The 16,878-nt window shown below is 60.1% G+C and carries 15 protein-coding genes; 7 read left to right on the plus strand and 8 right to left on the minus strand.

Features of this window, described 5'->3' with window-relative positions:
- Positions 1–99 precede the first annotated feature (99 nt).
- Positions 100–387, minus strand: a complete 288-nt coding sequence (locus D1224_RS12120; protein WP_119380214.1) for a hypothetical protein — start codon at positions 385–387, stop codon at positions 100–102.
- A 147-nt stretch (positions 388–534) separates the two neighbouring features.
- Between D1224_RS12120 and D1224_RS12125 the strand changes: the two genes are divergently transcribed.
- On the plus strand, positions 535–2,121 hold the full coding sequence (locus tag D1224_RS12125; RefSeq protein WP_119380215.1) for a PAS domain-containing sensor histidine kinase: 1,587 nt from the start codon (positions 535–537) through the stop codon (positions 2,119–2,121).
- On the plus strand, positions 2,111–2,527 hold the full coding sequence (locus tag D1224_RS12130; protein WP_119380216.1) for a response regulator: 417 nt from the start codon (positions 2,111–2,113) through the stop codon (positions 2,525–2,527). The genes D1224_RS12125 and D1224_RS12130 overlap by 11 nt, the downstream gene beginning before the upstream one ends.
- On the opposite strand, the gene D1224_RS12135 is transcribed toward D1224_RS12130, so the two are convergent.
- The 7 genes from D1224_RS12135 to D1224_RS12165 all read right to left on the minus strand — a co-directional run bounded on the left by D1224_RS12135 (position 2,520) and on the right by D1224_RS12165 (position 8,471).
- Entirely contained in the window at positions 2,520–2,978 is a 459-nt protein-coding gene (locus D1224_RS12135) for a response regulator (protein WP_119380217.1), read from the minus strand. The two genes, D1224_RS12130 and D1224_RS12135, sit on opposite strands and share 8 nt — an antisense overlap.
- A gap of 107 nt (positions 2,979–3,085) precedes the next feature.
- Positions 3,086–4,519, minus strand: coding sequence for an amidase (locus tag D1224_RS12140; protein ID WP_119380278.1), 1,434 nt, complete (start codon positions 4,517–4,519; stop codon positions 3,086–3,088).
- 161 nt (positions 4,520–4,680) lie between these two features.
- On the minus strand, positions 4,681–5,268 hold the full coding sequence (locus D1224_RS12145; protein WP_119380218.1) for a class I SAM-dependent methyltransferase: 588 nt from the start codon (positions 5,266–5,268) through the stop codon (positions 4,681–4,683).
- Positions 5,265–5,906 (minus strand): PIG-L deacetylase family protein, encoded by a 642-nt coding sequence (locus D1224_RS12150; protein ID WP_182482276.1) that lies wholly within the window; start codon positions 5,904–5,906, stop codon positions 5,265–5,267. The genes D1224_RS12145 and D1224_RS12150 overlap by 4 nt, the downstream gene beginning before the upstream one ends.
- 5 nt (positions 5,907–5,911) lie before the next feature.
- A complete protein-coding gene (locus D1224_RS12155; RefSeq protein WP_119380220.1) occupies positions 5,912–6,940 on the minus strand; it encodes an acyl-CoA dehydrogenase in 1,029 nt (342 codons plus the stop codon).
- Positions 6,937–7,974, minus strand: a complete 1,038-nt coding sequence (locus tag D1224_RS12160; RefSeq protein WP_119380221.1) for a glycosyltransferase — start codon at positions 7,972–7,974, stop codon at positions 6,937–6,939. The genes D1224_RS12155 and D1224_RS12160 overlap by 4 nt, the downstream gene beginning before the upstream one ends.
- A complete protein-coding gene (locus D1224_RS12165) occupies positions 7,971–8,471 on the minus strand; it encodes a DUF892 family protein (protein WP_119380222.1) in 501 nt (166 codons plus the stop codon). The genes D1224_RS12160 and D1224_RS12165 overlap by 4 nt, the downstream gene beginning before the upstream one ends.
- A 609-nt stretch (positions 8,472–9,080) precedes the next feature.
- Here D1224_RS12165 and D1224_RS12170 point away from each other — a divergent pair.
- From D1224_RS12170 to D1224_RS12190, 5 genes are all read left to right on the plus strand, one after another.
- A complete protein-coding gene (locus tag D1224_RS12170) occupies positions 9,081–11,948 on the plus strand; it encodes a class I SAM-dependent DNA methyltransferase (RefSeq protein WP_119380223.1) in 2,868 nt (955 codons plus the stop codon).
- Positions 11,949–12,068: 120 nt separating this feature from the next.
- On the plus strand, positions 12,069–12,272 hold the full coding sequence (locus D1224_RS16505) for a hypothetical protein (RefSeq protein ID WP_119380224.1): 204 nt from the start codon (positions 12,069–12,071) through the stop codon (positions 12,270–12,272).
- A gap of 109 nt (positions 12,273–12,381) precedes the next feature.
- A complete protein-coding gene (locus D1224_RS12180; protein WP_182482277.1) occupies positions 12,382–13,041 on the plus strand; it encodes a hypothetical protein in 660 nt (219 codons plus the stop codon).
- A 97-nt stretch (positions 13,042–13,138) separates the two neighbouring features.
- Complete coding sequence (locus D1224_RS12185) at positions 13,139–14,998, plus strand: putative bifunctional diguanylate cyclase/phosphodiesterase (protein WP_119380226.1); 1,860 nt, start codon at positions 13,139–13,141, stop codon at positions 14,996–14,998.
- A 199-nt stretch (positions 14,999–15,197) separates the two neighbouring features.
- Positions 15,198–16,874, plus strand: a complete 1,677-nt coding sequence (locus D1224_RS12190) for a diguanylate cyclase domain-containing protein (protein ID WP_119380227.1) — start codon at positions 15,198–15,200, stop codon at positions 16,872–16,874.
- The last annotated feature ends 4 nt before the right edge of the window (positions 16,875–16,878 follow it).

A 16,878-nucleotide genomic window follows, 5' to 3' on the forward strand; every position in this document is an offset into this window, starting at 1 on the left:
GACGCGTCACCATTCACCCACAATCTCCAGATGTAAAACAAGCGCTTAATACAACTGCGCCAGGAAGCAATGCTTCCGTGGCGGACTTGGGCGCGAAGCTCAGCCGCTCCGGTCTACCGGCTCCAGTTCTTTTGGCGCGTTCGCCTTGCGTTCGACCTTCTTGCGGAGTTTTGGTTTGGGCAGCAGGCGAAAGCGCGACTGGCACCAGGCAAAGCCGACGCCCACATCGATGAGCGCGTCAGATCGCCCGCATGGGCACATGAACTCCCAAACGCCCCAGATACGATAGGTCTCGCCTTCGACCAGCGGCACTGGCTCACCCGTCACATGGTTCGGTGACGCGTTCACGCACAGTACCAGATCGCCATCATTCACGTCATAGGACATGAGAGGGAGATAGCATGGGTGCTAGGCGCGCGAAAGGAATAGCCCGTCAGCCAGCGATCACAAGTGAGAGAAATCCGGGGCGCAGACGCAACATTTGCGAATGAGGCGAATTTCGCTAGTGCGATGAGATAATTCCGGGAGACCGCAATGCAGAATGAAGCGCTGGTGCCACAATTCACGGGTCCGGAAGAATTGCGCACAGAGCTGTTCCAGTTGCTCGCGAACGACTCACGCGCCGTCGACCTCGTGTTGCAACACTGCTTCGACGGCGTGTTTTACTGGGATCTGAAAGACTTCGCGCGCCAGTTCGTCGGCCCGAAATTCTGGGAGATGCTCGGCGTCGACGCCGGCTCGAAGGAGGCCAGGGACTGGCATAATCGGGTTCATTCCGAAGACCGCCAGAATTTCTACGAGGCGATCGAAAAAGCGTGCCAGAACCCGGACGTCGGGATTGATGAGATCGTCCGCTACCGCATAACGAATGGGGACTGGCTGCACATCCGTACTCGCGGTTTGATCATTCTCGATGCCGCGGGGCTGCCCTCCCGACTACTCGTTCTCAACAGCGATGTCAGTGAACAGGTCTCGCTGGAAGCATCCGAGCGCGCCAGCCGGACGCAACTTGAACAGGCCTTGAAGGACAAACAGACCTCCGAAGAAGAGCTCCAATTCATCTTCGACGCCATGCCCCTCCAGGTCTTCTACAAGGACGACAAGAACATCATTCTGCGCGCCAACAAGCTGGCGGCTGACAGCCTCGGAATGAAGGCCGAAGACTTGAAGGGCGCTGATACTTACGATCTCTTTCCCGACATGGCCGCCAAGTATCACGAGGACGACCTCAAGGTCATCGACAGCGGTGTACCAGAGCTTGGCATTGTCGAAGCCTACGCCCCAAAAGACAGACCGACGGGCTGGGTTAAGACAGACAAGATCCCGATGAGTTTCGAGGACGGCAGCCGGACGCTTCTCGTCGTTGCAGCGGACATCACCGAACTCAAGGAGCAGTCTTCCAGGCTCGAAAAACTGTCTGAAGCTTCAAGCCAGTTCGCCTCCATCGCAGCCCATGACCTTCGAAGCCCCCTGCGCCAGACGCGCGCCCTCATGGACATGCTGCTAATGGAAGTGCGCGATGCAGGCGTCGAGCTTTCAGACGACGGCACCTTTGCGCTGGAGCACATCACTACCAGCCTGAAAAAGATGGAGAAGATGGTCTCCGACCTGCACATGCTCTCCAAACTTGAAAGCCGCTCGGTGGAGCGCCTTCCCGTCGACATCAACATCGTGATGGACCGCGTCCAGCGGGCGCATGAGGAGCTGATCGTTCAGGCGAATGCCAGCATCACCGTCGACCAGATACCGCAGATCATCGGTTCGGAGCGGCTTGTCGAGTACGTCCTGTCGAACCTCCTTCGAAACGCCTGCAATTTCCGCAAGGGCGATAGCGTGAATATCCACGTTCAAGCTCAGCTGGACGTCCCCAGGCAACGCCAGAAAATCTACTTCAGCGACAATGGCATCGGCGTGCCTGAGGGTCAGCACAAACGCATATTCGAGCCCTTTGCGCGCCTCGAAGCTGGCAAGTCTGGCGAAGGGACTGGCCTCGGTCTCGCGATCGTATCGCGGATCATGGCTGCACATGGCGGCGACGTGTCTATTGATTCTTCCTTCAAATCGGGCACTAGATTCATCCTGGAGTTTCCCGTGGCAGGAGTATTGACCCATGGCTCGTGAGCTGAGTGTACTTGTGGTAGATGATGACCCGATCGATCAGCGGCTGATCAGCTCGGCCCTGCGCAAGTTCAGCGACTCCATCAATATCCGGATCGCGGAGGGCGGCCTGGAGGCGCTCGACTCCTTTTCCAAGGATGGCTTGCCGGACCTTGTCGTCACGGACATCAAGATGCCCGGCATAGATGGACACCAGCTTGTCGACCTCATTCGCGGCACCCCAAAATACTGCTGCGTGCCGATTGTCGCTTACTCAACCTCCATGGATGAGCAGGATGTTCGCAGCGCCTATATGGAAGGCGCCAATGCGTACATCGTGAAGCCATCTTCACAGGCAAATTATCTCGAAATAGGCCGCGCCATCATCGATTTCTGGACAAAGACGGCAGAGCTTCCACGCCTCAGCTAAGCGGCCTTGCCAGCTTCGGGCCCAGCACCGCCGCAGATTGCAACAGTAGCCACACTTCTTCAGGCTCCAGCGACCCCTTTTCCATGACGGCAAACGCGCCTTCCTGGATAGCGCAAGCCCGAAGTGACGGCGTCAGCGCGCTGGTATGCATGACGAGCCCCGCCTGCGGACATGCCGCGCGCAGCTCCCTGATCCGTCCCTCCGAGAGGCTGCCATCGCCCAGCATCCGGTCCAGCACGATGACATCAAATGCCGGCGCCTCGACCGCCAGAAGCGCATCGACGCTGGCGAAGCACTCCACCTCACCCAGCCAGCCGCCAATCTCCTTGACCAGAATTTTCATCAGGAACGCATCAACCGGGTCATCTTCTATAACGGCAACCTTCAGCTGCGCATTCGGCGTGAAGAGATTGTCGTCGAGACCGGACTCGAAACTTCTGAAATCGCTCATCAAGGCCTCCCCGTGATGCCGCAAAGGCCAGAACGATTCTAACCACCGCGTCCACAGGCATTTTCCGCCCCGCCTCCCAGTGAGGCCGCCCCTGCCCCCAGAGCGCCCTACCCCCAGAGCGGCGGACGCACCGCCTGCCACGGCCGCGCCTCTTCCAGCTGGCCCGCCAACCGGAACAGCGTGCCTTCATCGCCGTACCGCCCGGCAAACATCATCCCCACCGGCAGGCCATTGCCATCGAGCCCCATGGGCACTGACATGGCCGGCTGACCGGTAAAGTTCTGCGGCGGCGTGAACGGGAACACCTCGGCCTGGCGCTTGTCGACATCGCGCGGCGCCATGTTCACCGGGTCAACCTCGCCAATCTTCGGCACCCCCTCTGCCAGCACAGGCGACAGGATCACATCATACGTCTCATGCAGCGACAGGATCTCCCGGCTCATTTTGCGCAGCGTCGCCCAGCCTGCCATCGCCTGCGACCCGGTCAGGCCTTTTGAGCCGCGATAGTTGCGCCAGGTCAGCGCCTCCATCTCATCGGCCTCCGGCTCCCGCCCCTTCGCCTCGATCAGCCCGTCCACCGTCGCCGCAAAATTGCTGCCGGACACAGCCCGCTGTGCCAGATAAAGCCGCCGGTAATCAACGCCCAGCCCGCGCTCCTCGACATCATGGCCGAGCGCCTCGAGCAGCTTTGCCGTTTCCTCCAGCGCCGCGCGGATCTCAGGCGCTACAGGTCGCCCGCTCGGCGTCTCGGAGTGGAACGCCACCCGCAGCCGCCCGACAGGCGCGCCCACTTCCTCTGCATACGGCCTTTCCTTGCCCGGATAGGCAAAGGGCGCCCCCGGCTCCGGATACCCCGTCGCATCGAGCAGCGCCGCGCTATCTCGCACGCTGCGAGAGACGACATGCTCCACCGTCATGCCAATCGCTGCGGCATCATCATAGGAAGAGTTCGGGTTGCGATCGCGCGTCGTCTTCATGCCAAAGAGGCCGCAGCACGCCGCCGGAATACGGATAGAGCCGAGCCCGTCACTTGCATGCGCCATGGGCAAGACGCCCGCCGCCACGCTCGCCGCCGCCCCGCCGGACGATCCGCCCGTGATATAGTCAGTGTTCCACGGGTTGCGGCAGGGCCCGTGAAACGCGCCCTCCGTCGTACCGGTAATGCCAAATTCCGGCGTATTGGTCTTGCCGAACAGGTTCAGCCCCGCCTGCCTGAAACGCTTGGTCAGCGCGCCATCCTCAGGCGCGATATCATCGCCTAGAAAGCGGGACCCGCTCGTCTGCGGCCAGCCCTTCACCGGGCTCGCAATATCCTTGATCAGGAAAGGCACACCCCGAAACGGGCCATCCGCCAGCTGGCCGCCAGACGCCGCCGCCCGCGCCTCGTCATACGCCTTGTAGGTGATGGCATTGAGCTTCGGATTATACGCTTCCGCGCGGGCAAACGCCTCTTCCAGCACCTCCAGCGCACTCACCTCACCAGAGCGCACCATCCCCGCCAGCGCCGTGGCATCAAGCTCTGCATAATTCTCGATGGTCATTGGCTTTCCTCCTTTTCGCGCGCCGACCTTCATGGGCAGGCGCTGTTTTGAAAGGAAGCTTGGCGGAAGCGGGCAGCGGCGGCAAGAGCAGGATAGGTCTGACGGCGTCTTCCATGCCCGTTTCCGGCGCGGCGCGCTGGTCTGTGAACGGCCGAAGACCGTCAGTTCCGCGCGCGATCCCAGCTCTCCGCCCGCCATCGACGGGCAGTAATCTTCTGACTCTTGATGAGAGGACAGCGAAGCAACGCCGTGAATTCACCATGGACGTGATCGGCAGGCCGGGCCCGGTCTGAGAAATTCTCGACATGGTGCAGAAGGACGAGACGTCCGCCCGGTTGCAATGTGCGGGAGACTTCACGCGCCAGCATTTCGAACGGCTCACTACCCAGGTAATAGAGCAATTCAGAAATGACAATCAGGTCGAACGCATCAGCTGGAAGCCTGTCAGCAACGTCGTGAATGACCACACGTATGTGCGGTTCGCCTTGCGAAGCTTTGCGGACAAGCGCTGCGCCTGCCGGCGCGCCTTCTGTCGCGATGAGGCGGCGCGTCTTGTTGGCGATCATCAGCGTGTTGGAGCCATTTCCAGCCGCGATCTCCAGCCCCCGCCCATAAGGCCTCGGCCCTATCGCTTTTGCGAGAGAAGCGCGCTTGACGGCTTCATATTTGCTGTTCCAGGTTTGCCAGGGGTCGGCATCGGCCTCGAATTTCTGCTCGAAGCCTTCCAGAGAGATGGCACCGCGTCTCATTGTTCGGCAAAAACCTCTGTGGGCGGGCAGAAGCTGGAAATCATCCTTCTGTCCATTGAGAACCCGTCGGGATCGTCTTCGATCATGCCAGTCTGGCTGCGATAATCCCTGATCGCGGCAAGTTTCATAGTCTTCACCGGCCCAAGCGTCAGCGCATGGCGTGGCCTGAAATCGCCGCCTTTTTCCGGCCAGACCAGATAAGCAAACTGGCGAACGCCTGCAGGCCAGGCTGTTTCGCAAGCCCGCGCGACAACCTTGTGGTCTGCGTGGTAGTCGTGATGCGAGGGCCGAAAGACATAGTCGGGCATCGGCTGGCGCCGAAGCCCCTTCAACAGCTGCCGCTTGCCTGTCTCGTTCAGGCGCGCCAGACCACTGTCTGCATGACGCAGAAAGGTCACGTCATTCCGGCCAAGCCCCGCCCGGCGCATCGCCGCGAGCGTTTCGCATTCGCGCTGCGCGGCCAGGCGCTGCGGCGGCCACCGGGCACTGTCATGCGAGGCGGCGCCGTCAGTCACCACGATGACGTGTACGTCCGCCGCCTCACGCGCCGCGCGGTGAATGACACCGAACGCCGCGATCGTCTCATCGTCAGGATGCGGCGAAACGACGAGCACCCGCTTGCCCTCGAAAGTTGGCAACGCCCTCACAGGTCCGGCACCAGCAATCCATTCGCGGCCGCCCGGCCGACTTCCTGAACCCTCGCGTCCGGGGCGGGTTGTTTGAGATAGACGGTGAGGTCCATCATCTGCTTGCAGAGCGGGTGGTCATGAAACAGCGAACCCACACCGACACTGCGCTGCGCCAGCATCAAGGCCTCTTCCGCGAGCTCACAAACCGTCATGCGAGCATGCGCGACAGAGGCGAGCTTTTCTTCGGTCGACTGCCTGAACCAGGACGTCTTGGCGGCCCTTACGGCACACGCAGACAGATCCGCGCAACGATAGAGCCGGGCCAGCCGCTCTGTCTGCTGCTCGTTATTTGCGCGCCCGGTCTTCAGCAGATGATCGCGCACCTTGTCGAACAGCCCGGCCACCCCGCCGGCATGCGCCGCAACAAAGCGCAATGCCCCGCCGCTGAAGCAGGGCTCGCGCTCATAATCGCCCGGCTCACCCACCATCCATGCGTCGTCGAACGCTGCCCCCTGCCAGCGGACAAGATGGGTCTCAGACGCCTGCATCCCGGCGACATTCCACCATGACCGGTCAATCTCTGGTGGTGTCTCGGCAAGGTCCAGCAGAACCAGTTGCACGCGGGCCTTGTCACCCGCATTCAGCGTGACCAAAGCATGGGTGAGAAGCCCGGCCCCGCTCGCAAACGCCTTGCCGCCCATGAGCCGACCGGCTTGCAGCGACAAGGGTGCATCTTTCAGGTCGGCATTCCAGACGCCCAGCACCCCGCCCCGGTTCAGTATCTCCTGAAGCCGCGCAGCCTGCACGTCATCGCCGCGCACCAGCACCGTCTGTACGGCATCGATATGCCCTTCTACCAGCCGCGCAAAGGCGAGGTCTTCACGCCCGGCTCCATAGATACACTGCAAGAGGCTCAGCATGTTCGTTTCGCTCTGCCAGGCGGGCAGGATAAGGCCCCGCGTTGCCTCATGCACACGCTTCGAGAGGGCCCGCGCCCCCGTGACGCCGTCGCCCGCCGGCTTCGATCGCGCCTGCCCGCTCATGCGACTGCCGTTTCCGGCTGCGGTGTCTGCAGCTCTCTCAACGCCTCTTCTGCGGCCGGCAGACGCAGGACGTCCGACCGGCCCACACAGTCTGCGGGCGCAATGATCTCAACAAAGGCATCGCTGGTGCGCACCTCTCTCGCAACATCCGTCAAATGCATCTCGCAATAGCCGAACCGGCGCGCCGCTGCGACGACTGCCGCCGGCCCAGCTTCATGCGCCCGCCGCAAAGCCGCCTGCAGTCTGTAATGCCTGAGGCACACGGCCGGGTCGGCGACCAGCGGCGGCAAATCGCTATGCAGCTGGACCCGCAACTCATCGGCAAGACCGCCAGGCGCCCGCCCTGCCGTCCTGTTGGACGTAAGCACGCGCACTGCAGGATCGTGGCGCACGCGGTAACCCTCCCGTCTCGCCTTGCTAATCAGTGCTGTATCCTCTCCGTGGACATAAGCTGGAAAGCCGCCTAGCGCGCGGTACACATCGGCGCGAAAGCCAAGTTTTGCCCCACCTAGCGACGGGTGGCTCGGCGCCGCATCCCAGGCAATCGGGTCCACCTCCCGGCGCATTGAATGCAGGGCATTGAGATAATCTTCGAGGCGCGTGCGCCAGCAGCCCGTCAGACGGATATTCCGCTCGATATGACCGGCCACGACGTCAACGTCGTGCAGCGCCCGTCGCGTCGTTTCAATCCAGTCTGGTTCCGGCAGCGAGTCGCCATCGGTGGTCAGGACGATCCCGCGCTGCGGCCCGATCACTTCAAGGCACATTTCCATCGCCCCATGGCGTGCGCGTCCGGCATTTGGCTCTGCCCGCGGCAGGCTCGATAACTTCACATCGAAGGGCAGTCCAGGGGCCGCCGCGCGCAGCAGGGCCTCACTATCATCGCTGCAGCCATCGAGCAGGAAGCAGACCGTGAACGCGCCCGCCCCCGCACTCTGTTCGCAGAGCGCATCGAGCAGGCGCGGCAACCGGTCTGCCTCGTCGCGGACGGGAATACCGACCGCGACAGGCAGATCTTCAGACCGGCAGATCATTTGCCCTTTGCCTCTAGGTTCTGGCTGCGCTCCGCGAGCTCGGTCATGTACTCGTCAGAGCTATAAATCTCAGACGTCGCCTTGTTCAGCTTGCTGGCCGCATCGTCGAGGCCAAGTGCCTCTGCAAACGCCGCCGCCGTGCCGAACCCGGCAATGCCATAATGGCTCATGCGCTGGAATTGCGCGATCGCCGCGACATCTTTCACGTCGGTATCAGCCTCCATCTCGACGGCATGCTTGCGCGCCTCTTTCACAAGGCCTTCCATGCCCTTGCAGTGCTCTTTCTTCATCTCGCCGCCCGCATCGCTGATCAGGTCCTGCAGGATGCCGGCATGCTTCTCGATCCCGCCGACGGAGCCGCGCAGCCTCGAGGACAGTTTCTCATCGCCAACCGCATCGGCCATCTCTCTGACCACCTTGACCATCTGGTCGTTCGCTGACCAGAGATCCTGGAGCTCTTCAAGGTAAAGGTCTTTCAGGTTTTGGGGGGAAGACATCGTGGCTACCTCATCTGGTTGATTGGTGAACGGTCCAGATCAACCCCCGCGCATACGTCCCGTTCCCGCCAAAAACGCCCCAAACCCGCCAAGCCGACACGGTGTTAGCTTCGGTTAAAATCTGGGGAGAGGCTCGGAAGGTGGCAGGCAGACGGAAAGGGCACCCGTGATCCCTTCTCGCGCGGGAGAGGGGCGAAGGCGGACGCATCGCCTGCCGATGCGCCGGAGCAAATGGTTCGACGCCGTCGTCTCACGCGACCCATATCGCCAGTGTTTATGTCACAAGTGAGGGGTTCGCGCGGGCGGAAGAGTGATTTTCCCCTCTCCCGCGGGAGAGGGGCCAGGGGTGAGGGGGCGACCCATCTCACCAACCACGACGCGCGCAGCGATGACCCCGACCAGTCCGCACAAAGCGCTATTCAGGCCGAATGGCAGACCCTGCCATTCGGCCATAGCCAGCCTCTTTCGATCTGGACCCGCCCGTCAAGGGCGCTGCGCGTCCGAAGGATTTCACCCTTGACGGGCGAGTCCAGATCGAACACCGGATATGTCCACTTCTGGTTTCTAAAAGTGGAAATCGGTGTTCGCGAATATGTCCGGAAAGCACCCATGACGCCATCAGACTTCATCCGCAAATGGGAACGCTCGGAACTGAAGGAGAGTGCGTCCGCTCAGCAGCACTTTCTTGATCTCTGTGAGCTTCTCGACGTCGCCAAACCCGCCGAGATGGACCATTCCGGCGACAGCTATTGCTTCGAGAAGGGCGCGACGAAGTCGACCGGCGGTCAGGGCTTTGCCGATGTCTGGAAGAAAGGTTGCTTCGGCTGGGAATATAAAGGCCCGAAGGCCAATCTAGATGCCGCCTACGCACAGCTTCAACGTTATGCCGTCGCGCTCGAAAGCCCGCCGCTCCTGATCGTGTCCGACACCAAGCGTATCGTAATCTATACGAACTGGACCAATACGGTCAGCGAGAAGCACGACATCGCGCTCACCGACCTTTTGGATCAGAAGTGGCGCGACCTGCTGCGTAACTGCTTTACCAATCCGGGGGCGCTGAAACCCAAGCGGACCCGCGACGACCTCACCCGCGAAGCCGCAGACGATTTCTCCAAACTGGCCCAGCGCCTGCGCGACCGCGGCCATGCGCCTGAGATCGTTGCCCATTTCGTCAACCGCCTCGTCTTCTGCATGTTCGCTGAAGATGTGAGCCTTCTGCCGAACAAGCTCTTCCAGAAGGCAATGGAGCGCTCCCAGCGCGAACCTGAGCGCGCGCAGGGACACCTCATCAACCTCTTCGCCGCCATGCAGAATGGCGGAGAGTTCGGCCTCGAAGACATTCCCTGGTTCAATGGCGGCCTGTTCGACAGCGCCGATGCCTTGCCGATGGACCGGGACGATGTCGACCTCGCCCTTAAGGCGGCAAAGCTATACTGGGGCGACATCGACCCCTCCATTCTCGGCACCCTGTTCGAACGCGGCCTCGACCCGTCCAAGCGCTCACAACTTGGCGCACATTACACAGACCGGGAAAAGATCATGATGATCGTGAACCCGGTCATCGTGGAGCCGCTGACGGCAGAGTGGGACACGGTGAAGGCGCAAATCTTTGAAGAGATGGAAAAATCCCGCACAGCAAAATCTTCAGGGGCGCAGACTCAGGCCTATAATCGCGCCGTGAAAGCCCATTCCGACTTTATCGAAAAACTCGCCAATTTCCGCGTGCTGGACCCGGCCTGCGGCTCCGGGAACTTCCTCTATCTCTCGCTCAAGGCGCTGAAGGATATTGAGCACAAGGCCAATGTGGAGGCTGAAGCCCTCGGCCTGCCGCGCGGCTTCCCGCGTGTCGGCCCAGAAGCGGTGAAAGGCATTGAGCTCAATCCATATGCCGCCGAACTTGCCCGGGTTTCCATCTGGATCGGTGAAATCCAGTGGATGCGAGAGAACGGCTTTTCAGTCGCGGACAATCCGATCCTGAAGCCGCTCAACACAATCGAGTGCCGGGATGCGATCCTAAACGCTGACGGCACGCGGGCGGAGTGGCCGGATGCGGATGTAGTTGTTGGGAACCCGCCGTTTCTGGGGTCCCGCATGATGATTGAAGCACTCGGAGAATCTTACAGCGAGGCTCTCAGAACGTCTTGGACCGATCTACCCGACAAGATAGATCTCGTTTGCTACTGGTTTGGTAAAGCCTGGGAGCAAATACAGGCAGGAACAACAAAAAGGGTTGGGTTTGTTGCTACAAACTCGATCACTGGAGGGGCGAACAGAGAAATTCTCCGTCGAATAGTGCATTCTGGACGCGTTGTAGATGCTTGGAGAGACGAGCCTTGGGTCGTGGAGGGTACAAGCGTAAGGGTTTCTTTAGTTTGTTTTGACGGTCAAAATCATAATCCAGAATTGGTTCGTTTGGACGGCATTTCGGTTCCTTCGATTTACTCTGACCTTTCCAGTGGAGGGTCGACCGTTGATTTGACCCTAGCTCGAAAGATCGTCGAGAATGTTGGGGCGTGTTTTGAAGGGTTTCGAAAGTACGGGCCTTTGGACATAAGCGGTCATGTTGCCAGAGAATGGCTGCGAGCGCCTTTAAATGTGAACGGCTTGTCGAACCAACTCGTACTGAAGCCGACAGTTAACGGACAGGATATTGTAAGGCGCCCAAGTGACACTTGGATAATCGATTTCCATGGGTTCGAAATGGGGGAAGCCGCGTACTTTGAACAACCGTTTTCCCACGCCTTAAAGCACGTGAAGCCATATCGTGACGGAGTCCGCGATGCAAATCGCCGAGAGCGCTGGTGGCAATTTGGGCGAACCGGTGAAAACCTTCGATCAGCAATGTTTGGTCTCGAGCGTCTTATTGTGACTCCCCAAGTCTCTAAATTTAGAATCTTCTGCTGGCTCCCCACTCAGGTGGCTCTAGCTGCTCCGAATTTCGCGATCGCCCGCCATGACGACACCAGCTTCGGTATCCTGCACAGCAAGTTTCATGAACTCTGGTCGCTCCGCACGTGTACCTTTCTCGGAAAGGGCAACGATCCCCGCTACACACCTACCACTTGTTTCGAAACCTTCCCGTTCCCCAAAGGACTCACCCCTGACATTCCAGCCGAAGTCTATGCCGACGATCCTCGCGCAAAGACCATTGCGGCGGCCGCTGCGCGCCTCAACGATTTGCGCGAGAACTGGCTGAACCCACCCGATCTCATCAAACGCGTGCCGGAAGTAGTCGAGGGCTATCCAGACCGCATCCTGCCGGTCGATGAGGCGGCGGAGAAAATCCTCAAAAAGCGCACCCTCACCAATCTTTACAATGAGCGCCCGGCCTGGCTGGGTCATGCCCACCGCGCCCTTGATGAGGCGGTTGCGGAAGCCTACGGTTGGGGCGATGATTTCCGCGCGGGCACGCTCAGCGACGAGGAAATCCTGAAACGCCTATTCGAACTCAACCAAGCCCGCGCCGTCGGCCAGTAGCATAGGTGTTTCCGGACGGTCCTCGCAGCGCATCCAGCATCGGCGTTTCGATAGGACTCAGTGTAAGCCTCGGCTATGGAAACTTGCGAACACAAAGAACAATGCGCGCTCTGTGGCCGAATGGAACACTTCGGACATGGACGTTACTACGCAGAGTGGATTCCCATCTGGGAAGTCTATCTTTGCCAATACTGCTTCGGCGGCAATCGCCCCGATGGTATTGTTATGTCTTTCCCCGATCGCAAGGAATTTGCCGATAAATTGCGGGCGAAAGGTGTGACCCTCCGCTTCAACGAGCAGGGCTGTCTGATAATTCCAAAATGACGAAGTCAGTGACGTGGATATTGGTTGCCCTTGTTTACTCGCCTGTGCCGAAGCCGAGCGCTTGCGTGCACTTTCCCACCGTATATTGCCCCGCCCTATTCTCCCTGCCATGCAGGATACATCCAGCTTTGTGGCGGCGGGCCTTCGGGCTTTGCGAGAAGAGATGGCTGATCTCGACTTTATGGCCGGTCTCTCCTCTGGTGAGGGCGGGCTGGGCCGGCGGCTCTATGCGCAGCTGCGCGCCCGCCTCATCCTGATCGAGACATTGCTGCGCCGCCTCCTCGTCCTGATGGCGGCGTCGATTGAGGTTTCAATCAAAATGCCCGTCATCCCGGAAGCGGCGACGCCGCTATCCGGGTCCTCGTGCAACGAAACCGCTCCCTTTCAGCCCACCGCCACGACCTCACAATCCGAAGCCCCCCGCAGGCGAGGCTTCCCCCTCCTCCCCCGCTTGAGAGAGCGCATCCCGGCAGACCCGGACGTGATTGCCCTCCTCAAGACCGAGCATTCGGGGCCGCAGGCCGCCTTCCGCTCAAAAACACCGCTGGTACACCGCTACTGCACCATCATGGGTGTACTCCGGCACCCCGAACGCGCCGCCCGGCGCATGGCGTACCGGCTCGCCCGCCTGCGGGCCGAGGGGGCGGCCCGCCCGCTCTGCCTGACGCCGGTCAATCTGAAACGGGTGGGCGAAGAAATCTCTCTTATCGCGGCGACGCTGCCTGAACGCGTCTCCCGCGCGCTCTCGACCTGGTACGATACGGGTTAACAGCGAAGGCGGCCCGCGTAACGAACCCCCATTGGCGCGCCGCCAGAATATCCTCTCTGATTACAGATAGTTTACCGCTTCATGCCATGAATGGCGGATGGAAAGGAAACGCCCCGAACACGTGCCGGGCCTGGCGGAGCTGCATGAGCGCTTCCGCCGGATCGCGCTGCGCGTGGGTCTGGTGGGCCTGATCCTCGTCGGCGCGGCGTTTTTCGTGTCGGTGATTACGGGCGGCGTCAATGCAGAATCCTACATGGAAGCAGGGGTTTATGCCGTCATCCTGTCGGCGATTGCGCTCTCGGCGCACCGCGATTACAAGACACGCCTCGTCCTGAATGTCGGGCTGACCTTCCTCTTCCTCGCCTATTGGGCCTTTACCTATACCGAGTTTCGGATGGGCGATATCGCGGTCGATACGCTGCTCTATCCGATCTTCATTCCGGTCTTCATCGCCATCGGCCTCGACTACCGCCTCCAGTTTTCCCTCGCGCCCCTGCACGGCGTGATGATCTGGCTGGTGACGCCGCTCTATATCGAAGTCGTCCCCTTCGGCGCGGAAACACTGCTTCAGCAGCAGATACTGACGGCCACGATGGCCTGTTTCTGTGCGCTTCTTATCGTGCTTCTGGCTCTCGTTCAGATCTCCCGTCAGAAGACTGATGAGCGGCTGGTCGCTGTTATCATTGAGAAAAACCGGCTCGCGACAACCGATCCGCTGACCGGGCTCCTCAACCGGCGGGCTTTCCTGGAGGCGCTGGATCGTTCTGCTGGCCAGTATCCTGACCTCACCCTCGCCTTTATAGACCTCAACGGCTTCAAACCTCTCAACGATCAGTTTGGCCATGCCGCCGGCGATGCGGTCCTGAAAGCGATCGCTGCCCGGCTCGAACATCACGACGCCGTCATTTCAGCGGCCCGGCCCGGCGGCGATGAATTCGCCGCAATTATCGATCCCGGCCTTTCTACCGCTGAGACCGACAAGGCGATTGCCGCCATCCACGCCTCGCTGATCCACGATGTAAGCTGGCAGGACCGCCTCATCCATGTCGGCGTTTCCCTCGGCTACGCAACGACGAGCGGGACGGACAGCGACACGCAGGCCTGCCTCAGCCGCGCCGATACGGCGATGCGGCGGGTCAAGGCGGCGGGCGGCGGTTTCGGTCGCTATACAGCGGCCACCGACGCGGAAGGTATCTCAACCTCCCGGCTCGCGGTGTCGTTTCCCCCTGCACTGGCGGCCGGTCAGATCCGCCCCGCCCTTCAGCCGATCGCTGATGCGCGCTTCAGGGAGATCGTCTGCCATGAGCTTCTGGCCCGCTGGACCTCATCATCCGGCGGCCGCCAACCTACGCCTCGTGAGTTCATTCCTGTCGCCGAAAACCTTGGCCTGATGAATGAGCTGCTCTGGAACACGCTGGACCAAGCGTTAAAGCATTGGCCATCTGATACCCGCGCGGTTTCCGTCAATATCTCACCGGGCCAGCTGCAAACGCGGAACTTCGTCCCAAAGCTTCGGCGTATCATTGATAGGCATGGTTTTGCGCCGGGCGATCTGACGCTGGAAATCACTGAGAACGTTGCGCTTCGAAACGTTTCGGCGAATGCCGAAGCCCTTGAGCAGGCAAGGCGCGCTGGCATGAAGATCGCGCTGGACGATTTCGGGACAGGCTATTCATCCCTTTCGCTGTTGAGCCGCTTGCCGCTCGACATGATCAAGATCGACCAGAGCCTTGTCCATGCCGCGAGCCGCGACGGCGCGTCAACGCAAACGGCCATTCTGCGCGGCGCGCTGAGGCTCTCACATGAGCTTGGGCTGATATCCTGCGTCGAAGGCGTAAGCTCGGAGGAGATGGCACTCCAGATGAAGGTTTTCGGCGCTGACCAGATACAAGGGTTCTGGGTCGGTCGCCCAACACTCGTCACGCCGCGCCCTGCGAAAGTAAAGCTCGCTTCTTAGAGACTAGAGCCCGATTTTCGGCATTTGCGGAAGATGACCACCGCAGACGTTAGAACCCCGGTCCCGCAGCCGCGACAACAAGATTGCGGTCGGCCTTCGCCGCCAAAACTTGGAATCAGAACTGAGCTTCGCAATTCCCGTGTTCTCTTAACGGTGCCGCAACGTAGAATTGATACTTCTATGGCTGAGGAACGGTGTGATGCGCTCAGTTATTTTCATTCTTATGCTGATCGTGTCTGCAAACTTCGCTGCGGCTAGCGCGCAAAGTTGTGACTACGAGGCGACCGTGTTCAACGACGCGCAGCCTGCTCTTAACATTTCAGATATTGCAGAACGAGCCAACAGCTTTGTACCGCTCAAAGCCCCGGAAAGCGGCCTGTTCGAAGGCCGAAGCTCGACAGGGGTTATGTGGCTGCGATTGCACCATTCGGCCCGCACTATTTGCGAGACGCCGCAATGGCTCCAGCTCAAATATCCATATCTCAAGGACGTAGAACTACACGCAGTTGCGCAAAATTCAGCTGGGCGCGCTGCCGTCACGACTATCGCGCCCCTACCCCTGCAGTATCCAGTCTGGGCGCTACCGCCGTCTCGCGATGCGCCAGTCAGTGACTACTATATCCGTATTTCCCATCCAGACTTCCTGATCCTTCCGTATGAAATCGGGAGTCCCGGGCAGATCGTCGGTGAAGCGGCAGTGTTCGGCGTCATCAGCGTTTCCCTGATCGTACTGTTTCTCGCGCTTGCATTCCAGACAGCCGCGCTCGGCAGAGTACTGGACCGATCAGACACAGCCGCTTTCATAGGCTTTGCACTCAGCGCGGCTTTCTATGTTCTAATTTCCAGCGGATTGCTTGGGAGTCTCTTCCGCGACGTCGTATTCGATACCCGGCATCTACTCCTCACGTCGCAAGCGGTCCTGCTCTGGAATGCCGTCGTTTTCCTGCGTGCGAATATAAAGCCGGTTGCAACGCCAAGGATCAGTAGCACATTTCGCATTCTACAATATGCCGCTCTGCCAACACTGTTAGCGCCGTTCCTAGGCGATGCTTTCGCTTCGCTGGCTTTCCTCTTTGCGTTTATTGCTGCCCCGCTCATCATTCTTGGCTTGCTGGCCGCTCTTGCCTATCAACGCCAGGGGCAAGCGACAGGGCTCCTGATTGGCTGGTGTCCGACGATCCTCGCTACCGTCTGGATCTATGGCCGCCTCATCGGCCTTACCCCCTACCTATCAATTAACCATCACCTGGTTGCCATCGGCCGCTTCCTGACCGCGCTCAGATTCAATGCCGTACTCGCCTTCAAATATCGCGGGGAGGCTCGCGCGGCCCGAACCGATATTCTGACTGGCCTGCCCAACCGGCGAGCGATGACCGAAAGCGCGAAGCGCTTTGATAGTGGGCATCTTGTTCTGAGCGCGCTCGCCCTGATGGACCTTCGCAAGTTCAAGGTTGTAAATGACACTTACGGACATGCAGCAGGCGACCATCTTCTGATCGAGATCAGCCGCCGTATCTCTGCCGTCCTGCCAAAGCAGTCCGATTTCTTTCGGATTGGCGGAGATGAATTTATCATCCTTGTCCGCGCTGGCATCAGCCGGGGCGAGGTCGACAAGCTGCTTTCAGCCATCAGCAAGATCGTGAGCCAGCCGGTCAGCTATGCAGGTAAAAGCTTTTCTGTGGAGGCCAATATCGGCGCTATCGCAGGACCGATGCCGGACGATGTCAGCTTTTCAAGCTTGATGGCGGCGGCAGACAAGCTGGCGTACATGGCCAAGCTTCCTGATGCGCCCGATATTCTGATCGAACCATGGTCGAGTGCAGAGACTCTCGTTCACGAGAAAAGGCCAGGCGCAGTGCGGACGCGGCCAACCTAAGCGC

The organism is Henriciella barbarensis, from assembly GCF_003576345.1.
Classification (GTDB): Bacteria; Pseudomonadota; Alphaproteobacteria; order Caulobacterales; family Hyphomonadaceae; genus Henriciella; species Henriciella barbarensis.